We start from the raw sequence: 19735 nt of genomic DNA, 5'->3' as shown, positions 1-19735 counted from the left end.
GCGACCGACGACGGCGGCGGTCACGAGTACATCAGGTGCGTCGTCATCCCGGCGTCGGCGTGCGCCAGGTTGTGGCAGTGGTTCGCCCACACCCCGGGGTTGTCGGCCCGGAACGCCACCTCCCACACCTCCCCGGGGCGGACGTCGAACGAGTCCAGCCACAGCGGGCTGCCGGCCGCCGGCTCGCCGTCACGGGACAGCACCAGGACGTGGTGACCGTGCAGGTGCCAGGGGTGGACGACCTGCGACCGGTTGACGATCGTGAAGCGGACGACGTCGCCGAGGCGGACGACCTGCGGGGGGATGTCCCTGTCGGCCGCGCCGTTGACGGTGTGCGCGTAGCGCGGCACCAGGGCGCGCAGGTCGAGACCACGGTCCAGGACGAGGGTGAACCTCCGGTCGTACCGGGACCACGGCACCGGGACGGGCACGCCGTAGCGCAGCGGATCCAGCAGCGGCCAGTCCCCGGTCGCGGTGGACACCGGGCCGGTCGAGAAGACGACCCGTCCGTCGACGAGCAGCGCCACCGGTGTGGGCGGCGCGTCGAACACGAGGTCGTAGCGGCCTCCGGCCGGGATCAGCACGGCGGTGTCCGCGAGCGGCGTCGGCCCCCGCAGATCCACGCCGTCGATCGCGGCGACCCGGAACGCGGTGCCGGCGAGGGCGTAGCGGTGGGTGGTGCTGTCGGTGTTGATCAGACGCAACCGTACGGGCGCGCCGGCCCGGACCTGCTCCGAGCGCGCCGGTGGTAGCGCGAGGCCCGCCAGCGTGTGCACGGGCACCGTGAGGTCGAGGCCGGTCGGCGGCTGCGGGCGCACCACCAGGACCCCGTAGAGACCCCTGCGCACGCCGACGTCGGAGACCGAGTGCGTGTGGTACCAGTACGTCCCGGCCTGCTCGGCCCGGAACCGGTAGACGAACTCCTCGCCGGGCAGCACCGCCGCCTGGGTGACGCCGGGCACCCCGTCCTGACCGTTCGGCACGTCGTACCCGTGCCAGTGCAGCGTGACGCCACGTCCGATGTCCCGGTTGCGCAGCGTCACCTGCACGACGTCGCCGACGGTGGCGGTCAGCTCCGGGCCGGGCACCTGCCCGTTGAACGCCCACGCCGCGACGTCCCGGCCGCTCACGCGTACGGTGGCGGTCGCGGCGGTGAGCGTGAACAGCCGGGTGGGTTCGGCGGCGATCCGGTCCACCGGGTGGTCGTGCGCGTGCGGCGCGCTCGGGGCACGTCCGCCCGCGGCGGCGGTCAGGCCGGTTCCGGTCACCAACGCCACCACAACTACCGCGACGGCGACCCGGGACGCCGCGCGGGGCGGCCGTGCGCCGAGCGCGCGCCACGTCACGACAGTCGCGGCGACGACGCCGGCCACCGCCAGCAGTCCCGTGCCCGCCGACGCCGGGTAGCCGTGCAGGACCGTGACGAGCAGGCCGGCGCTCGTGGCGTACCCGGCGAACAGGAGCCCGACCGCGACGGCCCGGATGTCGCCCGGGGGCCGCAGCGCCCGCGGCCCCGCGACGACCACCGCGACGAGGGACAGCGGCGCGGCGATCAGGACCTTCTCGGCGGCGAACCACCAGCCGGCGCGGGCGAGAGCGGCGATGGTGATCGCGCGGGCGAGCGTGGCGAGCAGCCCGAGGGCCGCCAGGCCCCGGGCGAGCCCCCGACGGCGGACGGCCGCCGCGGCGCCGCCTCCCAACCACCCACCGGCGGCGAGGATCGTCAGCAGCAGGTCTCCCACGAGCAGCGATCCGGTGCTCACGCCGGGGCCTCTTCCCGGACGGCCGCCGGAGCGTCGCTGCTCAACCGACCCACTCCCCGCATGACGGCGGCCACGACGTGCACCGCGACGATCCCGTTGAGCGCGTGCAGCCCACCGATGACCAACCCGAGGGGCGTGCTGGCGCCGGTGGCGTCGGCGGACCCGTTGGCGAGCATGGCGAGGACCGGCTGGAGAACGACCAGGCCGAGCGGGAGGGTCGCCAGCCCGACCAGCCGGCCGGGCGCCTTCGCCAGGGCCGCGAACAGGACGGTGAGCAGGCTGAGGGCCGGGATGACCGCCATGCCGTTGACGCTGTGCAGGGTGTACGCGTCGTCGCCGGCGGGTTTCGTGAACCCGCCCATGGCGGCGAACACGAACTGGAGGGCGTACGCCGTGAGCAACAGGCCGCTGCTGATCATGAATGCCTTACGCATCGGGGTCTCCTAGCTGTGGGCCGTCGCCAGGGCGCGGGCGACGTGGTCGGTGGCGGCGATCGCCCCGAAGGCGACCAGCCGGACGAGGTCGGCGTCGTGCGGGTGCGACAGTCGCCAGAGCGCGACGTCACCCGGGCTGACGGCGCTGGGCGCGAACGCCACCAGCAGCGCTATCCGGGTGCCGATGCGGTCCGTGCCGGGGATGTCCCGGACCAGGTCGACGGCCCAGTCGGCGGGTCGGGCCGGGAACCGCCCGTCCTCCCAGCGCACGGTGGCCGTGACGGTCTGGCGGGCGACCTCGCCCAGCAGCTCCCCGCCCCGCAGGGCGGCGTGCCGCAGGGCCACGTACGCGACGCCCACCGGGCTGTCCCCCGCCCAGCCGGGTGGCGTCGTGGCGTCGGCGGCGTCGAGCAGCGGGAGACTGCGACCGGGTTCCTTCGGTTCCCGGGCCGCCCTGGCGTAGAACCGGCCGCCGACCGAGCGCACCAGCGGGGCGCGGTGCAGGCCGCCGGGGAGCAGGTCCGGGTCGAGCAGGGCCGAGACGACCCGGTTGATGAAGTGGAAGGCGAGCAGGGTGCCGGTGATCTCCGGGCGGTACGGGCTGCTCCAGCCGGCGGCCCGGGGGTTGCGGCTGGACTGCGCCCAGCGGACGAGTTCGGCGTGCCTCTGCTGGGGTGGCGTGTCACCACGGGCGACGGCGGCGGCCAGCCGCGGCTCGCCGAGCGCGTGCAGCAGCAGCACGTGGGCGTCGAGGCAGAACTGGCAGCGGTTGGCCCGGGAGACCGCCGCCGCGACGAGTTCGCGCTCGGTGCGGGACGCGTCCCCGGCGAGCAGGGCCTCCCGCATCAGCGACCACGTCCCGGCCAGCACCTCCGGCACTGCCGACAGGGCCTGGAAGGTGGGCAGCGGCCCGAGAAAGTCGTCGCGCGTCTGTTGGTACACCGCCGCGGTGCGGCCGGTCGCCGCCCTCGCGGGGGGCGGGGCGAAGAAGCGGTAGGTCATGGGTTCGATGCTCGCCACGGCGGCCGGGGAAAGCGTCGTTCCGTCGTGGACACTTGCGGCGCCGCCGCTACCGCGTCCGTGGTACGCCGCATCTACCACGCTGGCGGGACGCTACGCCGGGGACGACCGTTCTACAGTGCGACAATGCGCCGCGACCTCCCGTACGCCCTGAGTGGCCTCGCCCTCGGCGCCCTCCTGCTCGGCAACGCCGCGCTCACCCCGGACGCCGCGCGGATCGGTGTGCTCGACGTCGTCCTGGTGGTGGCCATGGTCGTCGCCGTGGCGGCGTGCCGGCGGTACCCGGTGCCGGCGCTGGGCGTGGTAACCGCCGCCATGCTGGCCGTCCATCTCCGGGTGCACCCCGGGGCGTCCGCCGCGTTTCCCGTCCTGGGCGCTGTCTACGTCGCCGCCTGGCGGGGGCAGCGGGCGGCGGCGCTCGTGGCCAGTCTCGCCTTCCTCGGCGGCTTCCTGGCCCGCGACGTCGCGAGCGCGCCGGGCGACCGTCCCGCCCAACTGGTCGCCGAACGGACGGCGCTGCTGCTGGGCTGGTTCGTGGCGGCGAACGTGGCCGGGCTCGTCGCGCGGCAGCGCCAGGCGTACCTGGAGCAGGTCGAACAACGGGCGATCGAGGCCGAACGCACCCGCGAGGAGGTGGCCCTGCGCCGCGCCGGGGAGGAGCGCCTGCGCATCGCCCGCGACCTGCACGACTCCCTGACCCACAGCATCTCGGTGATCAAGGTGCAGGCCGGGATCGCGGTGCACCTGGCCCGCAAGCACGGTGAGGAGCCGTCGGCCACGCTGCTGGCGATCCAGGAGGCCAGCGGCGCCGCGATGCGGGAACTCCGGACGACCCTCGACGTCCTGCGCGCTCCCGAGGACGGTGACCGGGTCGGGCTGTCCCGGGTGGAGGAGCTGGCCGAACGGACCCGGGCGGTCGGCGTCCCGGTGCGGGTGACGGTCGTCGGGCAGGCACGGGGGCTGCCCGACGACGTCGACCAGGCCGGTTACCGGGTCATCCAGGAGGCCCTGACCAATGTGGCCCGCCACGCCGGCCCGGCCACCGCGCAGGTCCTCGTCGAGTACGCCCCGACCGGGCTCACCGTGGCGGTCACCGACGACGGGCAGGCGTCGTCCGCCCGGCCGCCCACGCCGGGGGTGGGGCTGCGCGGCATGCGGGAACGGGTCACCGCGCTGGGCGGCACGCTGCGGGCCGCCGCCAACGACGACCACGGCTTCACGGTACGGGCGACCATCCCGCTGCGGGAGTCCGCGTGAGCAACGGGGGCCGGGCGTGATCCGGGTGCTGCTCGCCGACGACCAGGCGCTCATGCGGGCCGGCTTCCGGGCGCTGCTCGACGCCGAGGACGACGTCGAGGTCGTCGGCGAGGCCACCGACGGCGCCTCGGCTGTCGACCTCGCGCGACGGCTACGGCCGGACGTGGTCCTGATGGACGTGCAGATGCCCGGTCTCGACGGCATCGACGCCACCGGCCGCATCGCGGCGGACCCCGACCTCGCCGCGGTCCGGGTGCTCATCCTGACCAACTACGGGCTCGACTCGTACGTCTTCGCCGCTCTCCGCGCGGGCGCCAGCGGCTTCCTGCTCAAGGACGCCGACCCCGCCGACCTGCTGCACGCCGTCGCCGTGGTGGCCCGCGGCGACGCGCTGCTCGCGCCGACCGTCACCCGGACACTGATCAGCGAGTTCGTGGCCGGCCCGCCACCGGCCACGCCGACCGCCGGCCAGGACGTGCTGACCACCCGGGAACGGGAGATCGTCGAACTCGTCGCCCGAGGGCTGACCAACGACGAGATCGCCGCCCGCATGGTGATCAGCCCGTTGACCGCCAAGACCCACGTCAACCGGGCGATGACCAAACTGCACTGCCGTGACCGCGCCCAGCTGGTCGTGTGGGCGTACGAGTCGGGACTGGTCGCGCCGCGCCGACGGTGACACGTGTCGACGTCTCCCAGCCACCCCTTGGAAACACGGGCGATGGTCGACGCACTAGCATTGCCGCCGTCCGCGACGGCTCTGCTGAAACGAGGCGACATGCGTTGGCTGCGTCGACTGTTTGGCACCAAGCGCGTCCAGCTTGACCCGGGTCACCAGCAGGCGTTGCTACGGGACGTCCAGACCCGCTACGGCGCGCACGCGCGGATCCGCTTCCCCGAGCAGGTCGAGGCGCTGACCGGCACTCTGAACAGCGACGACGGCCTGGTGGTCGCGGCCCGCATCGTGAGCCAGGTCGCCGACGAGGCCCACGTCGACCTCCAGGCCCAGGCGCACCAGATCCACCAGCGCACCGGCCGGCGGCTGCTGGTGCACCGCCGCAACTACCGGCCGCTGTGGAAGGAGGCCGGCCCGGCCCTGCGCTGGCCGCTGTTCGCGCTGCCCTGCGGGTTCCACCCGTACGCGCAGGTGACCGCCGCTGTCGCGGTGGTCGGCGACCGGGCGCCCCGGCTGGAGCAGGTGACCGACCCGAACCCGCTGCTGACCCGGGTGTTCGAGGTGCTCGACCTCACCACCGCCGGCTGGGAGTACGGCCGGGTGCGGGTGGACACCGACGCCGCCGCCCTGGTCGACCGGCTGATCGCCAGCGCGGCGCAGGTCCTCACCGCCATGGACGACCCGCCCCGGTTGCCGCCCGCGGTCCGCGAGCTGATGCGGCGCAACAACACCGTCGCCGTGCACGACCCGGCCAGCCCCCGGGCGGTCGGCGGGATCAACCTGGGCGCGACGATGCGGGAGCAGTTCCTGGTCTGAGGTCGACCGAGCGCGACGACGACAACTGCGCGCAATCGCTTGCCGGACCGTCGGGCACTTCTCGACCATGTGCTGATGGCGCCGGACCGTCGTGTCATCCTCGGGATCGACGTGGGCAGCACCGCCGTCCGGGCCACCGCGTTCGCTGTCGACGGCACCGGGCGACACCAGGCGGTTCGGGAATATCCGCTGCTGGAGCCGGCGCCCGGCTGGCAGGTGCAGGAACCGGACGTGCTCGTGGCGGCCACCCTCGCGGCGACGGCGGCGTGTGTCGCCGACACCGCCGGTGCGGAGGTGGTCGCCCTCGCGCTGAGCGCCGCCCGGCACGGCCTGATCGGCCTGGACGCGACACTGACGCCGGTGACGCCGCTGCTGACCGGGCGTGACTCACGATCGTCGGAGGCGGCCCGCGAGTTGCGGGCCTCCGGTCAGAGCCGGGAGCTGCACCGGCTGACCGGCACACCCGTGCGCCCGATGAGCCCGCTCTGCAAGCTGCTGTGGTTCGCCCGGCACGAACCCCGGCTCTGCGCGGCGACGCGGTGGTGGGTCGACCTCAAGGACTACCTGCTCCATCGGCTCACCGGCACGATGGTGACGGAGTTGTCCGCGGCGTCCGGCACCGGGCTGTTCGATGTGCGCCGCCGGGAGTGGAGCCGTACGATCCTCGATCTGGCCGGGGTGTCGGAGAGTCAACTGCCCTCGGTCCTGCCCACGACGGCGGTGCTGCGGCTCTCGGCGGCGGTCGGTCGCGCGGTCGGACTGCCGTCCGGCACACCGGTCGTCGTGGGCGCGGGCAGCGGCCCCTCGGGCAGTCTGGGCGCGGGGGCCATCGACCGGACCGTCGGCCTGTTGACGCTCGGCGCGACCGGGGCCGTGCGGACCGTCGTCGCGGCGCCCCTCGTCGACCCGGACGAGTCCTTCTGCTGCGGCGCGTTGACCGAGGACGCGTGGGTGGTCGGCGGGGCGGTGCGCAACGGGGGCGACGTCGTACGGTGGGCGGCGCGAACCCTCGCGCCCGATCTCGCGCCGTCGCCCGGTGACGACGGGGAGACCCCCGCGCTCCTGGATCTGGCCGAGCGGGTGGCGCCCGGCAGCGACGGCCTCGTCATGCTGCCGTACCTGCTCCCCGACCAGGGCACGGACGAGGTTGCCGGCCCGCCGGGCGCGCTTCTCGGGTTACGCGCCGCGCACTCCCGCGGCCACCTGGCGCGGGCTGCCGTGGAGGGTGTCTGCCTGCAACTCGGTGAACTCTGCGACCGACTGGCCGCGTTGACGCCGGTCGACGACGTTCGACTGGCCGGTGCGACGTTCCGGTCTCCGCTGTGGCGTGCGGTGATGGCAGCGGTGCTGGGCCGCCCGGCGCGGGTGGTGGGTGCGACCGACGACGCCACGCTGGGCGCGGCGGCGCTCGGGCTCTTCGCCATCGGCGAGGCAGCCGACCTTCGGGAGGCCGTGACCCGGCTCGCCCCGCAGTGCGCCGACACCGATCCCGTGCCTGTCGACCCCGCCCTCGCCGCGACCTACCGGGGTCTGCGGACGAAGCTGCCCGCACTCGTCTCGCTCGCCTGCCGAACCGGCGAGATCCTCGCCGAGACGACGGTCGGCCTCAGTGCTCGGGCTCGTCCTTGACCCGCGCGACCAGTTGGGTCGGGTTGACGTAGCGCAGCGCGACGACGAGCAGGACGAGCATCATCGTGGTGTAGATGACCGCCATGGCGTCGACCGACTGCTGCGCCCTGATCCCGGACGCGGACATCGAGTAGTAGAGCGCCACCACGAGGGTCTGCGAGTCCGGCCCCGCGGTCAGGAAGGTCAGCTCGAACATGCCCACGGTCCGGACCAGGACGAGGATCGCCGAGGCGAGGATGCCCGGCACGAGCAACGGCGTGAGGACTCGGAGGAAGACGTTGCCCAGGCTCGCGCCGCACATCCGGGCGGCGCTCTCGATCCGGGGGTCGATCTGCTCGATGAACGGGGTCATCGTCAGGATGACGAACGGCACCGACGGCACGAGGTTGGCGAGCACGACCCCGGACATGTTCCCGGCGAACCCGAACTTGTAGAGGACCGTCGCCAGCGGGATGCCGTACGTGATCGGTGGCATGAGGATGGGCAGCAGGAAGACGAGGAAGACCAGCCGCTTGCCGGGGAACGACCGCCGCGCGAGGGCGTAGGCGGCCGGCACGCCGATCAGCAGCGACAGGCCGACGACGAGGGCGGAGACCTCGAGGGTCACGACGATGACCGACAGCAGCGCGAACTCGTCCCAGGCCCGGCCGTACCAGTCGGTGGTGTAGCCGTCCGGGAGCCAGGTGTCGAACCAGCGCTCGCCGAACGAGCTGACCAGCACGGACGCCACGACGCCCAGGAGGTTGAGGAAGAAGAACGCGACGACGCCCCAGACGATCCAGGCGGACGGGCGCGCGGCGATGCGCCGCCGTCGTGCGGTGCTGGCGGCGGGGCGCGCCGGTGGCGCCTGGGTCGTCGTCGCCATCAGCCCTTGCCTCCGGTGGAGCCGGTGTAGAAGCGGCTCCGCGCGGCCAGCACCACGGCGATGATGACCAGCTCGACGAAGCCCATGATCATGGCGATGGCCGACGCGTACGGGTAGTCGTACTGCTCGTACGCCGCCTGGTAGGCGGCGAGCGAGATCACCCGGGTCTCACCGGCCGGGTTGCCGACCAGGACGGCCGACGGGAACACGCTGAACGCCAGCACGAACGTCAGGCAGAAGGTGGTGGCCAGGCCGGGCATCAGCAGGGGCAGGGTCACCCGGGTGAACCGCCGACGCCAGTCCGCGCCCAACGTCGCGGCGGCGCGCTCCAGGGTGGGGTCGATGCCGGAGAGGTACGACAGCACCAGCAGGAACGCGAACGGGAAGCCGGTGATGACCAGCGAGAAGAAGACACCCCAGTAGTTGTGGGTCAGCCGCACCGGCTCGTCGACCAGGTGGGTGGCGAGCAGGACGCGGTTGAACCAGCCGGTCGGGCCGAGGAAGTTGAGCAGGCCCTGCGCGGTGAGGACGGTGCCGAGCGTGATCGGCACGACCAGCAGTGTGGTGACCAGTCGCCTGGCCCGGAACCGACCGCGCATCCGGTACGCGATCGGCACCGCGGCAAGGACGTTCAGCAGCGCGGCGGGCAGCGCGATGCGCAGGGTGATCCCGATCGTGCCCCGCTCGTACGCGTCGGAGAAGAAGCGGGCGTAGTCGCTGAACGGCCCACCGGTGGTGGGTTGGAACGACAGGGTCAGCCCGTAGAAGAACGGGTAGAGGAACAGCGCGACGACGAAGACCAGGGCCGGGACCAGCAACCAGAGCTGACGGTCGACGCCCCGCTCGGCGAGCCGGTGCCGCCAGTGCGCCGCCGGCTCGCCGGGCTCGACGGCGCTCACCCGGTCACCCCCGGAACCGCAGCGGAGTCCGCCCGGTCGTCGGCGTAGACGAGCAGCCGTCGCCTGTCGATCGCGAGCTTGACCTGGTCCCCCGGCGTGATCCGCTGCTCGGTGCGCAGATGCAGCAGCAGGCCGGTGTCGGTGCGGGCCTCCGCCGCCAGCTCACGGCCCTGGTATTCGACCACCTCGACGGTCGCCGACAGGGCGTTGCGGCTCTCCCCGGCGGCATCGACACGGATGTCCTCGGGGCGTACCGCGACGACCGCGCCCGCTCCGGGCCGGAGGTCCCGCACCGCCTCGCCGAGCAGGCGCTCACCGGCCGCGTCCACGGTGACCAGGTCGCCGTCGCGCCGCGTCACCCGCCCCCGCCACAGGTTGCGGTAACCCATGAAGTCCGCGACGTGCCAGTTCGCCGGTCGGGTGTGCAGCTCACGCGGGGAGCCGATCTGCTGCACCCGGCCCTCGCGCAACACCACCAGCCGGTCGGCCAGGGACAGTGCCTCCTCCTGGTCGTGGGTGACGTAGACGGTGGTGAGCCCCAGCGACTGGTGCAGCCGACGGATCTCGGTACGCATCTCCAGGCGCAGTTTCGCGTCGAGGTTGCTCAACGGCTCGTCCATCAGCACCAGCGACGGCTCGAAGACCACGGCGCGGGCGATCGCCACGCGCTGCTGCTGACCACCCGAGAGCTGGCCGGGAAGCTTGTCGACGTGGTCCTCCAACCGCACCAGCCGCACCGCCTCCTCGGTACGCCGGCGCGTCTCCTCCCGGGGCAGCCGCCGCATGCGCAGCCCGAAGGCGATGTTCGCCCGCACCGTCAGGTGCGGAAAGAGGGCGTAGCTCTGGAAGACCATGCCGAAGCCACGACGCTCCGGTGGCAGCGTGTCGATCCGGCGCTCGTCCTGCCAGATGCTCCCCGCCGTCAACGGCAGCAGCCCGGCCAGGCAGTTCAACGCCGTCGACTTGCCACACCCGGACGGGCCGAGCAGGGCGATGAACTCACCCGCCGCGATGGTCAGGTCCAGGTCGGTCAGCGCGACCTGGCCGCCGAACCGGCGGGACACCCCGTCCAGCCGCAGCCGGGAGAACGCGCTCATCCCTGCTTGACCTTCCCGCCGCCGATCTCACGGTCCCACCTGCTGAACGCCGCCACCAGGCTCTTGGCGTCCAGCGGAACCTCGGTCGGGTGCCCGGAGATCAGCGCGTCGTACTCGGGGCGTCCGAACTCCCGGATCGCGTCCTGGCTCTTCTGGGGCGCCGACGACAGGTCGACGCCCCGGACCGCCGGGCCCGGGTAGAAGTAGCCCTCGTCGTACGCCTTCGCCTGCTGCTGTGGGGTGAGCATGAACGCCAGCAGGGCCAGCACCGCGGCCTGGGTGTCGGTCGACACGCCCTTGGGCAGGACGGCGTAGTGGGCGTCGGTGACCCAGTGGAAGCCGTCGATCGTGGCGATCCGGGCCTCCTTCGGCACCGTGCCCAGCACGCGCGGGTTGATGTCCCAACCGGTGGTGCTGACGATCAGGCGCGCCGTGCCGTTGGCGAGGTTCTTCATCGTCTCGGTGGTGCCGGAGGGGTAGTAGTCGACGTACTGGCCCAGTTCCTTGAGGAAGGCCCAGGTCCTGTCCCACCCGGCGGTGGGGTCCTTGGGGTTGCTGTCGCCCAGGATGTAGGGCAGACCCATCAGGAAGGTGCGGCCGGGCCCGGAGTTGGCCGGGCGGGCGTACTGGAATCGTCTGGGGTTGGCCCTGGCCCAGGCGAGCAGCGCGTCCGCGCTGGTCGGCGGCGTCGCGAGGCGGGACGGCAGGTATTCGAGCAGCGGACCGGACGGATAGTAGGTGACGGTGACGCCCGCGTTGCCGGCGAGCTTCTGCATGGCGGCGGCCGGTTCCAGGTAGTCGCGCATGCCGGCGAGGCGATCCTCGAAGGCCGGCAGGAGGTCGATCCAGAGTCCCTGCTCGATGCCGGCGGCCAGGCCGTCGACGCCGGTCAACACGAGACCGATGTCCACCCGGTCCGCCCCCTGCTGTGCCTTGATCTTCCCGGCCAGTTCGGGTGCCGGCGCCTTCGAGTAGGTCACCCGGGAGATCACGTCGGGGTTCTTCGCGACGAACTCGTCGATCATGCCCTGGGTCAACTGGAGGTTACCCGCCACGTCGAGGACGTTGAGCGTGACCGGCTTGCCGGGCCGTTGCGGCACCTCGCCGGTGCTGTCACCCGAGCTGCCGCCGGGGGCCTCGGGCGCCCCGCAGCCGACCGCGCCCACCAGGAGCGACGATGCCGTGACGAGGAGAGCGCCGCGCCGCGTCATACCCATAGCCGTTCCCTCCCACCGGAGACATCCGTACCCGATTGGGACAGCCGGCGGGTCGCGACGGCAACGGGTTGCCATGTATTGCCTCGCGCGAATGCCGTGGGTCGCCGGATTGTTACGCGGGCATTGCCGGGCATCGACCGACGCCATAAGATGATCACGGCGCGCAGCCGGGAGGAGCATGACAATGCCCGACCACACCAGGCCGCCGGACAAGAGGGTCACGATCTACGACGTCGCGGTCGAGGCCGACGTCTCACCGTCCACGGTGTCGCGTGCCTTCTCCAGGCCCAGCCGGGTCAACTCCGAGACCGCCGAACGGATCAGGCGGGTCGCCGAGCGGCTGGGCTACCGGACGAGCCCGCTGTCCCGCGCCGTCACCCCCGCCCGGACCCAAATGATCGCGCTGGTCATCGCCGACATCACCAACCCGGTGTACGCCGAGATCGTGCGCGGCGCGCAGGAGGCCGCGACCGAGGGCGAGTACACCACCGTGCTGATCGACGCCCAGGAGTCCGACCGACTGGAACGGGCCGCGGTCGAGCGGACGATGTCCACCGTCGACGGCATCGTGCTGGCCAGCAGCCGGATGTCCGACTCGGCCATCCGGATGTTCGCCAAGCAGCGGCCGGTGGTGGTCCTCAACCGGGCCGTCGCGGACGTGCCGTGCGTCGTGACGGACAACCCCCGTGGGGTCCGGCGAGCCGTCGAGCACCTCGGCGAGCTGGGGCACGACCACATCACCTACGTCGCCGGGCCGCAGGCGTCCTGGCCCAACGGCATCCGGTGGCGTTCCCTGCTCGAGGCCGGCATCGAGCTGGAGATCAAGGTGCGCCAGATCGGGCCGTTCAGCCCGACCATCGAGGGTGGCGAACGGGCCGCCCGGGAGCTGTGCGCCCGACCGACCACAGCGGTCCTCGCCTTCAACGACCAGATGGCCATCGGGCTCATCCGTGGGCTCAGCCGGTTGGGTGTTCAGGTTCCGGGTGACGTGAGCATCGTGGGTTTCGACAACATCCTGGCCGCCGACCTCGTCACGCCCGGGTTGACCACCGTCGCGGCGCCGCTGTACGCGGAGGGCTCGGCCGCGACCCGGCACCTGCTCACGATGATCCAGGGGGCGCCGGGGCACGCCGGCCGTCCCATGGTGCTCCCGGTTCGCCTGGTCGTCCGCCGCTCCACCGCCGCGCGGGCCGTCGTCTCCCCTCGGGCCCGACCACAGTGGGCCCGCCGGCCGCCCACGTCCGGCCCGGCGGTCCAGCTGCGCTGAGGCCGCCCGGCGCGGCCAGGCGCCTGGCGCAGCGGGGCCGCCCGACGCCGCGACAAGAAACGACAACTCGTTGCCGAGCCGCAACGGGATGGCAAAGAATCGACAGGCACCCATCTATCGACGTCGTCGCGCTCGCGCGGCGAGCCGTGCGGCGTCTCCCAGCGGACGAACGAGGAGACGGCGATGAACCGACGTTCGGTGCCGAGGCTACGACGAACACTGATCGTGCTGGGCACGGCGCTCGCCACCGTCGCGGCCACCCTCACGGTCGCCACGGCCCCCGTCGCGGCGGCCGGGTCGCCGGACGACTACAGCGGCTCCGACCTGTGGCTGCGCTACGTGCCGGTCAGCGACGCGAAACTGCTGCGGGACTACCGCCGGGCCGCCTCGGCCATCGTGGTGGAGAACGCCGACGCCACGAAGGTCCACCGGCACACCACCGACCTCGCCATGGCGCCCGGGTCCCGGGAGAGGCTCGCCGAGACGACACTGGGCGCCGCCCGGGACGAACTGGTCCGCGGCCTGGGTGGTCTGCTCGGCCAACCGACACCGGTGACGACAGTCGACGGCGACCGGGTCCCGGACGGCGCGGTGGTGGTGGGCACTCCGGCGAGCTCACCGCTGGTGGGCCGGGCCGTGCCGGCGCGTGACCTGGCCCGGGTCGGCGACGAGGGCTACCTCGTCCGCACGGTGTCCCGAGGGAGGGCACGGTTCACCGTCATCGCCGGCAACACCGACCTCGGCGCCCTGTACGGGACCTTCGCCTTCCTGCGGCGCATGCAGACCCAGAAACCCGTCGACCACCTCCGCGTCGCCGAGTCACCGAAGATCAAGCACCGGTTGCTGAACAACTGGGAGACCGAGCGGCTCTACGCCGGCAACAACGCCACCGGGCTGGGCGGGTTGAACGGGGAGAGCGGGGCCATCTTCAACTTCGCCGCGACCGGGGCCAGCGCCGGGCGGAACCTGCCCGTCATCCTGGACCGCTACCTGGTCATGGCCCGCGCGCTGGCGTCCCTGGGGATCAACGGCATCACCATCAACAACGTCAACGCCGACAACGCGTACCTGACGAGCGCGCGCATCGCGCAGGAGGCCGCGCTCGCCGACGCTCTGCGCCCGTACGGCATCAGGCTGGGGCTGTCGATCCGCTACACGGCGCCGACCGACAGTCGCTTCGCGCCGGACACCCTGACCAACAGCCAACTCGACCCGTACGGCGCCGACTTCCGCGGCTGGTGGCAGCGTCGGGCCCAGCAGATCCAGGCCGCCATCCCGGACTTCATGGGTCTCACCGTCAAGGCCAACTCGGAGGGCCAGCCCGGTCCCCAGGACTTCGGGTACGACCACGGTGACGGGGCCAACGCCATCGCCGCCGCGGTGGCGCCCCTCGGGATGACGGTGCACTGGCGGACGTTCGTCTACAACGCCGAGGTCGACAACGACCGGCTCAAGCGCGCCTACCTGGAGTTCGGGCCGATCGACGACGAGGTCCAACCGGATGGCAGCCGGGGGCGCTTCGCCGACAACGTGTTCCTGCAGACGAAGAACGGGCCGCTGGACTTCCAGGCCCGGGAGCCCGTCCATCCCATGTTCGGCCGGATGGAGAACACCAACCAGGCCCTGGAACTCCAGATCACGCAGGAGTACACGGGCCAGAACTGGATGCTCGCCTACCTCGGCCCGATGTACGAGGAGGTCCTCAAGACCGACACGTACGCGACCGACGCCAACGGGAAGCTGCTGCGCGAGCGCCTGGTCGGCGACATCGTCGACGGCAGCGCCCAGCACCACACGGACACCGCGATCGTCGGCGTCGCCAACCTCGGCAACGCCGACAACCTGACCGGGCACCACTTCTCCCAGGCGAACCTCTTCGCCTTCGGCCGTCAGGCGTGGGACTGGACGCTCGACGCGGCCGACATCGCGACCGACTGGGTCCGGATGACCTGGAGCAACGACAGGCGTGTCGTCGACACCATCCGGTCGATGATGATGGGCTCGTGGGAGTCGCTGGTCAGCTACCAGACCCCGTTGGGCATCGGCCACCAGTTCGCGGAGGGCGCCCACTACCGGCCCGACCCCGCCGACTGGGCGGGCCGCGACGACTGGAGCCCGATCTACTACAACAAGGCCGACAGCGTCGGCCTCGGCTTCGACCGCTCCCCCACCGGCAGCAATCTGGCCGCCCAGTACTTCCCCCGGTTGCAGCGGCGCTACGGCGACATCGACTCGGTCCCGGAGAACCTGCTGATGTGGTTCCACCACGTGCCGTGGGGCCACCGGATGGACAGCGGGCGGACGTTCTGGGACGAGCTGGTCTACCGCTACCAGATGGGCGTGCAGTACGTGACGTGGATGCGGGAGACCTGGGAGACGCTGCGACCCGACATCGACGCGCGCCGGTTCGCTGAGGTACGCGCCAAGCTGGCCGTCCACGAGGCGGACGCGGCCGACTGGCGGGACACCTCGGTCAACTACTGGAAGGAGTTCAGCGGGCGGGAGGTTCCGGTCGACGACGCGCCGCTCTCCGCCACCATTGTGGTGAACGGCAGGGAGTACGGCGGCTTCAACCTGTCGGACGCCTCGTACACGATCCCGGTGCCGGCCGGGGCGTCGCCGACCATCACGGCGGTGCGGACGGCCGACCGGAAGGCCCGCTACCAGATCATCTCCCAGGCGGCCGGTGTGCCCGGACAGGCGATCGTCAAGGTCACCACGAAGGGCTTCTTCGGGCCGCTGGTGAAGAACTACGTCTTCAACCTGGTGCCGGACACGACGCTGGCGGCGCTACGCGTCGACGACGCGCCGTTGGCGACGTTCACGCCGTCGGTGCCGCACTACAACGTCCTCGTGCCGGCCGGGACGACGACGGTGCCGGCGGTCACCGCCAGCGCCGCCGATCCGGCCGCCGCGGTCTCCGTCGAGCAGCCCACGAGCGCCACCGGACAGGCACGGGTCACCGTCACGAACGGCGCGGCGTCGACCGTCTACACGGTGGACCTGAACACCACCCTCACCGGCAGCGACGACTTCACCTCGGGCTCCCTCGGCCCGCAGTGGCAGTGGGTGCGGCCGGACGACAGCAGGTGGCGGCTGGCCGACGGGTCCCTGGTCGTCACGGCGCAGCAGGGCGACCTGCAGGGCGGCACCAACACCGCGCGGAACCTGGCGCTCCAGGACGTCGACGGCGACTGGACGGCCGACACCAGGATCGTCTTCTCCCGTCCCCTCGCCGGCAACAACGAGCAGGGTGGCATCCTCGGGTACGCGGACGACGACAACTACGTCAAGCTGGCCTGGGAGATGGGCAACGCGACAGCGCCCGTCAACAGGACCCGCGTCGTCTTCCTCCGCGAACAGAACGGCGCCACGTCGACACTGGAGATCACCGGGGCGGACGCGCAGCGGATCGTCGGGGCCGACGGCGCCATCTGGCTGCGCCTGACCAAGATCGGTGACAGCTACCGCGCCTACTACTCCAGCGACGGCAGCGTCTGGCGCTTCATCGGCTCGACGACGCTCACCGCGGAGGCGACGAAGGCGGGGCTGCTGGCGTTCAACAGGGCCGGCACGTCCACCGATCTCGACGTCGCCTTCGACCACTTCCGGATCGCGAGCCGGGGTGAGCACATCCGTCAGCGGTAGGCACGATCGGGCCCGTCCCCTCGGGGACGGGCCCGATCGCCTCCCACCGTGTGCGGTATCCGCCGCGGTCAGCCCCCGATCGCGATGGCGAAGATGTGCATCGTCGGTACGTTGGCGGCCGGTCGTGCGCTGACGTTCGGCAACACGACCTGGGCGACCGCCTTGTTCTGCAACGACACCCCCACGTAGTAGATGCAGGCGGCCGTGGCCTGGCGGGCGTTGTTCGGCCGGTTCTGGTACGCGGACACGATGGCGGCGGTGCCACCGGAGTGCGGCCCGCCGTACCAGTCGGGCGAGCTGAGCGTGAACGTCTGCCGGGTGCCGTCGGCGTACACCACGGTGCCGGTTCCGGAGACGGCCCCATAGGTCCCGGTCAGCAGGAAGCCGAGCGTGCTGCCGGTGCCGCTGATGCCGATGGTCTGGCCGGAGGCGACGGCGTTGTCGGCGGTGCCGGGGCTGACGTTGGGCCAGCGGAAGTTCACCCCGTTGCGGCTCACCGTGCCGCCCGGACTGGCGCCGGCCGCCGCCAGGGCCTGCGCGGAGAGGCTGGCCCCGTTGCCGTCGAAGTTGCCGACGTTGGTGTTGGTGTCGTTGGTGATGCCGGCGTTGGTGAAGCTCTGCTCCAGCGTCGGCGTGGCGACGCCCGTGCTGGTGACCCGGTAGGTGCGGCCGGCCTGCACCGCGACCTCGATCAGGTCGGACTCGATCCGGGTGACCCGGGGCGACGAACCGTCGGCGGTGTCGACCACGGTGACGGTTCCGGTGAGGATCCGGGCCCGCAGGCGGACGGCGCCGGCACGGTCCGGCCGGACGAGCACCTCGGTGGCCTGACCGTTGCTCCAGGTGATGCTGACGGTGTGCCCGCCGCGACCCCGCAGGCCGGTCACCTTACCGCTCGGCCAGGCCGGCGGCAGGGCGGGCAGGATGTGCAGCTCACCGGTGTGGCTCTGGAGCAGCATCTCGGCGATGCCCGCGGTGGCGCCGAAGTTGCCGTCGATCTGGAACGGCGGGTGCAGGTCGAACATGTTCGGCGCGAGCCGGGCGGTGGTGGCGAGGTAGCGGATCAGGTCGTGGGCCCGCTTGCCCTCCTCCATCCGCGCCCAGAAGTTGATTTTCCAGGCCAGCGACCAGCCCGTCCCGTCGTCGCCGCGCAACGCCAGGGTCCGACGGGCAGCCTCGAACAGCTGTGGGGTGCCGCGCTTGGTGATCTGGTTGCTGGGCGCGAGCCCGTACAGGTGGGAGATGTGCCGGTGGTTGGGCTCGGTCTCCACCCAGTCGTAGAGCCATTCCATGATGTTGCCGCGCGAGCCGACCTTCATCGGGGGGAGCCGGTCCCGGGTGGCGCGGACCTGGGCCCGGAAGGTGCTGTCCACGTTGAGGATCTCGCTGGCCCGGGCGACGCCGTCGAAGAGGTCGCGCAGGATCTGGTTGTCCATGGTGGGGCCGGCGCACACGCTGGCGTTCGCGTGGTGGCTCAGCTCCGGCGAGTTCGACGGGTTGGTCACCAGGTAGCCGAGGGTCGGCTCGGTGACCAGGGTGTCCAGGAAGAACTGGGCGGCGCCCTTCATGGCCGGATAGTTCGTGCGGAGGAACTCGATGTCCCCGTTGAACAGGTAGTGGTCCCAGATCAGGGTGGACAGCCAGGCGCCACCGGTCTGCCACATGCCCCAGAACGCGCCGTCGACGACGGCGGTGGCCCGCCACGCGTCGGTGTTGTGGTGGGTGACCCAGCCGCCGGCGTTGTACTGGAGCTGGGCGGTGCGGGCACCGGCGACCGACAGCTCCCGGACCATGTCGAACACCGGGTTGTGGCACTCGGCCAGGTTCGTGGTGTTGGCCGGCCAGTAGTTCATCGGCAGGTTCGCGTTGATCGTGTACTTCGAATCCCAGGACGGGGTCAGCGAGTCGTTCCAGATGCCCTGGAGGTTCGCCGGCTGGGTGCCCGGCCGTGACGACGAGATCAGCAGGTAACGGCCGAACTGGAACAGCAGCGCCGAGAACTGCGGGTCGTTGACGCTGTTGTGCTGGGCGATCCGGACGTCGGTCGTCTGGTTGGCGGCGGAGGTGCGGCCCAGATCCAGCGTCACCCGGTTGAACAACGCCTGGTAGTCGGCGACGTGCCGGCTGCGCAGTTGGTCGAAACTGCTGGCCCGGGCGGCGCTGAGGCGCTGCCGCGCGATGCCCCCGTAGTCGCCGCCGACGTTGCGGTAGTTGACGTAGCTGGACCCGATGGAGATCAACAAGACGACGCTCGTGGCGTTGGTGACCCGCAGGGTGCCACCGGAGCTGGACACCGACCCACCGCTGATGGTGGCGTTGGCCAGGGCGAGGAAGCGGACCGCCCCGGTGACGCCCTCCTGGTTTCCGGACACGCCGTCGAGGCCGATGGTGCTGCCGTCCGGGCTGGACACTGTCGTCCGCTGCGGGCTGTCGAAGGTGGCGGTGAAGCTGATCGAGTTGCCGCGGTCCGCGGTCAGTCGCATCGCGATGACCTGGTCCGGCGCGCTGGCGAACACCTCACGCTGGTAGCGCACGCCATTGAGTACGTACGAGGTCGTGACGGTGGCGGTGGTGAGGTCGAGCGTCCGGTCGTACTGGGAGGCCCCGCTGGCGGAGCCGAAGGCGAGCCGGATGTTGCCGACCGTCTGGTAGGCGAGCTGGCCGCCCGGGTTGCCCATCATGGTCTGATTGATCAGATCCTGGGCCTGGGTCCACTGGTTGGCGTTGACCAACCGCCGGATCTCCGGCAGCGCCGCCGCGCCCCGAGGGTTGCTCGGATCGTGCGGACCGCCGGCCCAGACCGTGTCCTCGTTGAGCTGGAGACGCTCCGTGTCGACGTTGCCGAAGACCATGGCGCCGAGCCGGCCGTTGCCGATCGGGAGCGCCCGCAGCCAGTCGGTGCCGGCGCCCTCGTCATACCAGAGCGCCATGTCCCCGGCGGCCAGCACCTGCGGCGGGGCCGTGGCGTCCGCTCGGGCCGCGGCCGTCCAGGGCAGCGGCAGGAGAGCGCCGCCCGCACCGGCCGCGCCGACCTTGAGGGCTTGCCGTCGGGTCAGGTCTGACATCGATCCTCCAAACGGTGACCAGTCCGGCCACCCCGAAGCGTGACTAACTGTGGGACCCGACATGGGGATCCGCTTGGTGGGG

Annotated in this window: 14 protein-coding genes; 6 read left to right on the top strand and 8 right to left on the bottom strand. The window is 72.0% G+C overall.

Translation table 11 applies throughout. The features are described from left to right. Window positions 1-20: 20 nt before the first annotated feature. Genes O7634_RS22755 through O7634_RS22745 form a run of 3 tightly spaced genes read right to left on the bottom strand, consistent with a single transcriptional unit; the run spans window position 21 to window position 3199 of the window. Window positions 21-1763, bottom strand: a complete 1743-nt coding sequence (locus tag O7634_RS22755; protein ID WP_278152150.1) for a multicopper oxidase family protein — start codon at window positions 1761-1763, stop codon at window positions 21-23. Continuing rightward, window positions 1760-2197 carry a DUF6220 domain-containing protein gene (locus O7634_RS22750; protein WP_278152149.1) on the bottom strand — a complete coding sequence of 146 codons (438 nt, stop codon included), beginning with the start codon at window positions 2195-2197 and terminating at the stop codon, window positions 1760-1762. The genes O7634_RS22755 and O7634_RS22750 overlap by 4 nt, the downstream gene beginning before the upstream one ends. Window positions 2198-2206: 9 nt before the next feature. Next, a complete protein-coding gene (locus tag O7634_RS22745; protein WP_278152148.1) occupies window positions 2207-3199 on the bottom strand; it encodes a carboxymuconolactone decarboxylase family protein in 993 nt (330 codons plus the stop codon). A 144-nt stretch (window positions 3200-3343) separates the two neighbouring features. Here O7634_RS22745 and O7634_RS22740 point away from each other — a divergent pair, with 144 nt between their 5' ends. From O7634_RS22740 to O7634_RS22725, 4 genes are all read left to right on the top strand, one after another. Beyond that, complete coding sequence (locus O7634_RS22740) at window positions 3344-4474, top strand: sensor histidine kinase (RefSeq protein WP_278152147.1); 1131 nt, start codon at window positions 3344-3346, stop codon at window positions 4472-4474. Between the two features lie 16 nt (window positions 4475-4490). Next, complete coding sequence (locus O7634_RS22735; RefSeq protein ID WP_278152146.1) at window positions 4491-5153, top strand: response regulator transcription factor; 663 nt, start codon at window positions 4491-4493, stop codon at window positions 5151-5153. A gap of 99 nt (window positions 5154-5252) precedes the next feature. Next, a complete protein-coding gene (locus O7634_RS22730; protein WP_278152145.1) occupies window positions 5253-5966 on the top strand; it encodes a hypothetical protein in 714 nt (237 codons plus the stop codon). 75 nt (window positions 5967-6041) lie between these two features. Beyond that, entirely contained in the window at window positions 6042-7595 is a 1554-nt protein-coding gene (locus O7634_RS22725; RefSeq protein WP_278152144.1) for an FGGY family carbohydrate kinase, read from the top strand. Here O7634_RS22725 and O7634_RS22720 read toward each other — a convergent pair. From O7634_RS22720 to O7634_RS22705, 4 genes are read right to left on the bottom strand one after another with little or no spacing between them, the layout of a single operon-like run. After that, window positions 7573-8460, bottom strand: a complete 888-nt coding sequence (locus O7634_RS22720) for an ABC transporter permease (RefSeq protein ID WP_278152143.1) — start codon at window positions 8458-8460, stop codon at window positions 7573-7575. The genes O7634_RS22725 and O7634_RS22720 overlap by 23 nt on opposite strands. Then, the gene (locus O7634_RS22715; RefSeq protein ID WP_278152142.1) at window positions 8460-9359 is read right to left on the bottom strand and encodes an ABC transporter permease; all 900 of its coding nucleotides are present in this window, start codon (window positions 9357-9359) and stop codon (window positions 8460-8462) included. The genes O7634_RS22720 and O7634_RS22715 overlap by 1 nt, the downstream gene beginning before the upstream one ends. Next, window positions 9356-10456, bottom strand: a complete 1101-nt coding sequence (locus tag O7634_RS22710) for an ABC transporter ATP-binding protein (protein ID WP_278152141.1) — start codon at window positions 10454-10456, stop codon at window positions 9356-9358. The genes O7634_RS22715 and O7634_RS22710 overlap by 4 nt, the downstream gene beginning before the upstream one ends. Then, window positions 10453-11673, bottom strand: a complete 1221-nt coding sequence (locus tag O7634_RS22705) for an extracellular solute-binding protein (protein ID WP_278152140.1) — start codon at window positions 11671-11673, stop codon at window positions 10453-10455. The genes O7634_RS22710 and O7634_RS22705 overlap by 4 nt, the downstream gene beginning before the upstream one ends. A gap of 184 nt (window positions 11674-11857) precedes the next feature. Between O7634_RS22705 and O7634_RS22700 the strand changes: the two genes are divergently transcribed. Both O7634_RS22700 and O7634_RS22695 read left to right on the top strand, forming a co-directional pair. Beyond that, on the top strand, window positions 11858-12940 hold the full coding sequence (locus O7634_RS22700) for a LacI family DNA-binding transcriptional regulator (RefSeq protein ID WP_278152139.1): 1083 nt from the start codon (window positions 11858-11860) through the stop codon (window positions 12938-12940). Window positions 12941-13123: 183 nt separating this feature from the next. Continuing rightward, window positions 13124-16588, top strand: a complete 3465-nt coding sequence (locus O7634_RS22695; protein WP_278152138.1) for an alpha-glucuronidase family glycosyl hydrolase — start codon at window positions 13124-13126, stop codon at window positions 16586-16588. A gap of 68 nt (window positions 16589-16656) precedes the next feature. Here O7634_RS22695 and O7634_RS22690 read toward each other — a convergent pair whose 3' ends face one another. Then, window positions 16657-19653 carry a glycoside hydrolase family 95 protein gene (locus O7634_RS22690; protein WP_278152137.1) on the bottom strand — a complete coding sequence of 999 codons (2997 nt, stop codon included), beginning with the start codon at window positions 19651-19653 and terminating at the stop codon, window positions 16657-16659. Window positions 19654-19735 lie beyond the last annotated feature (82 nt).

Source organism: Micromonospora sp. WMMD1120 (assembly GCF_029626235.1).
Classification (GTDB): Bacteria; Actinomycetota; Actinomycetes; order Mycobacteriales; family Micromonosporaceae; genus Micromonospora.
This window is presented reverse-complemented; position numbering and strand designations above follow the sequence as displayed.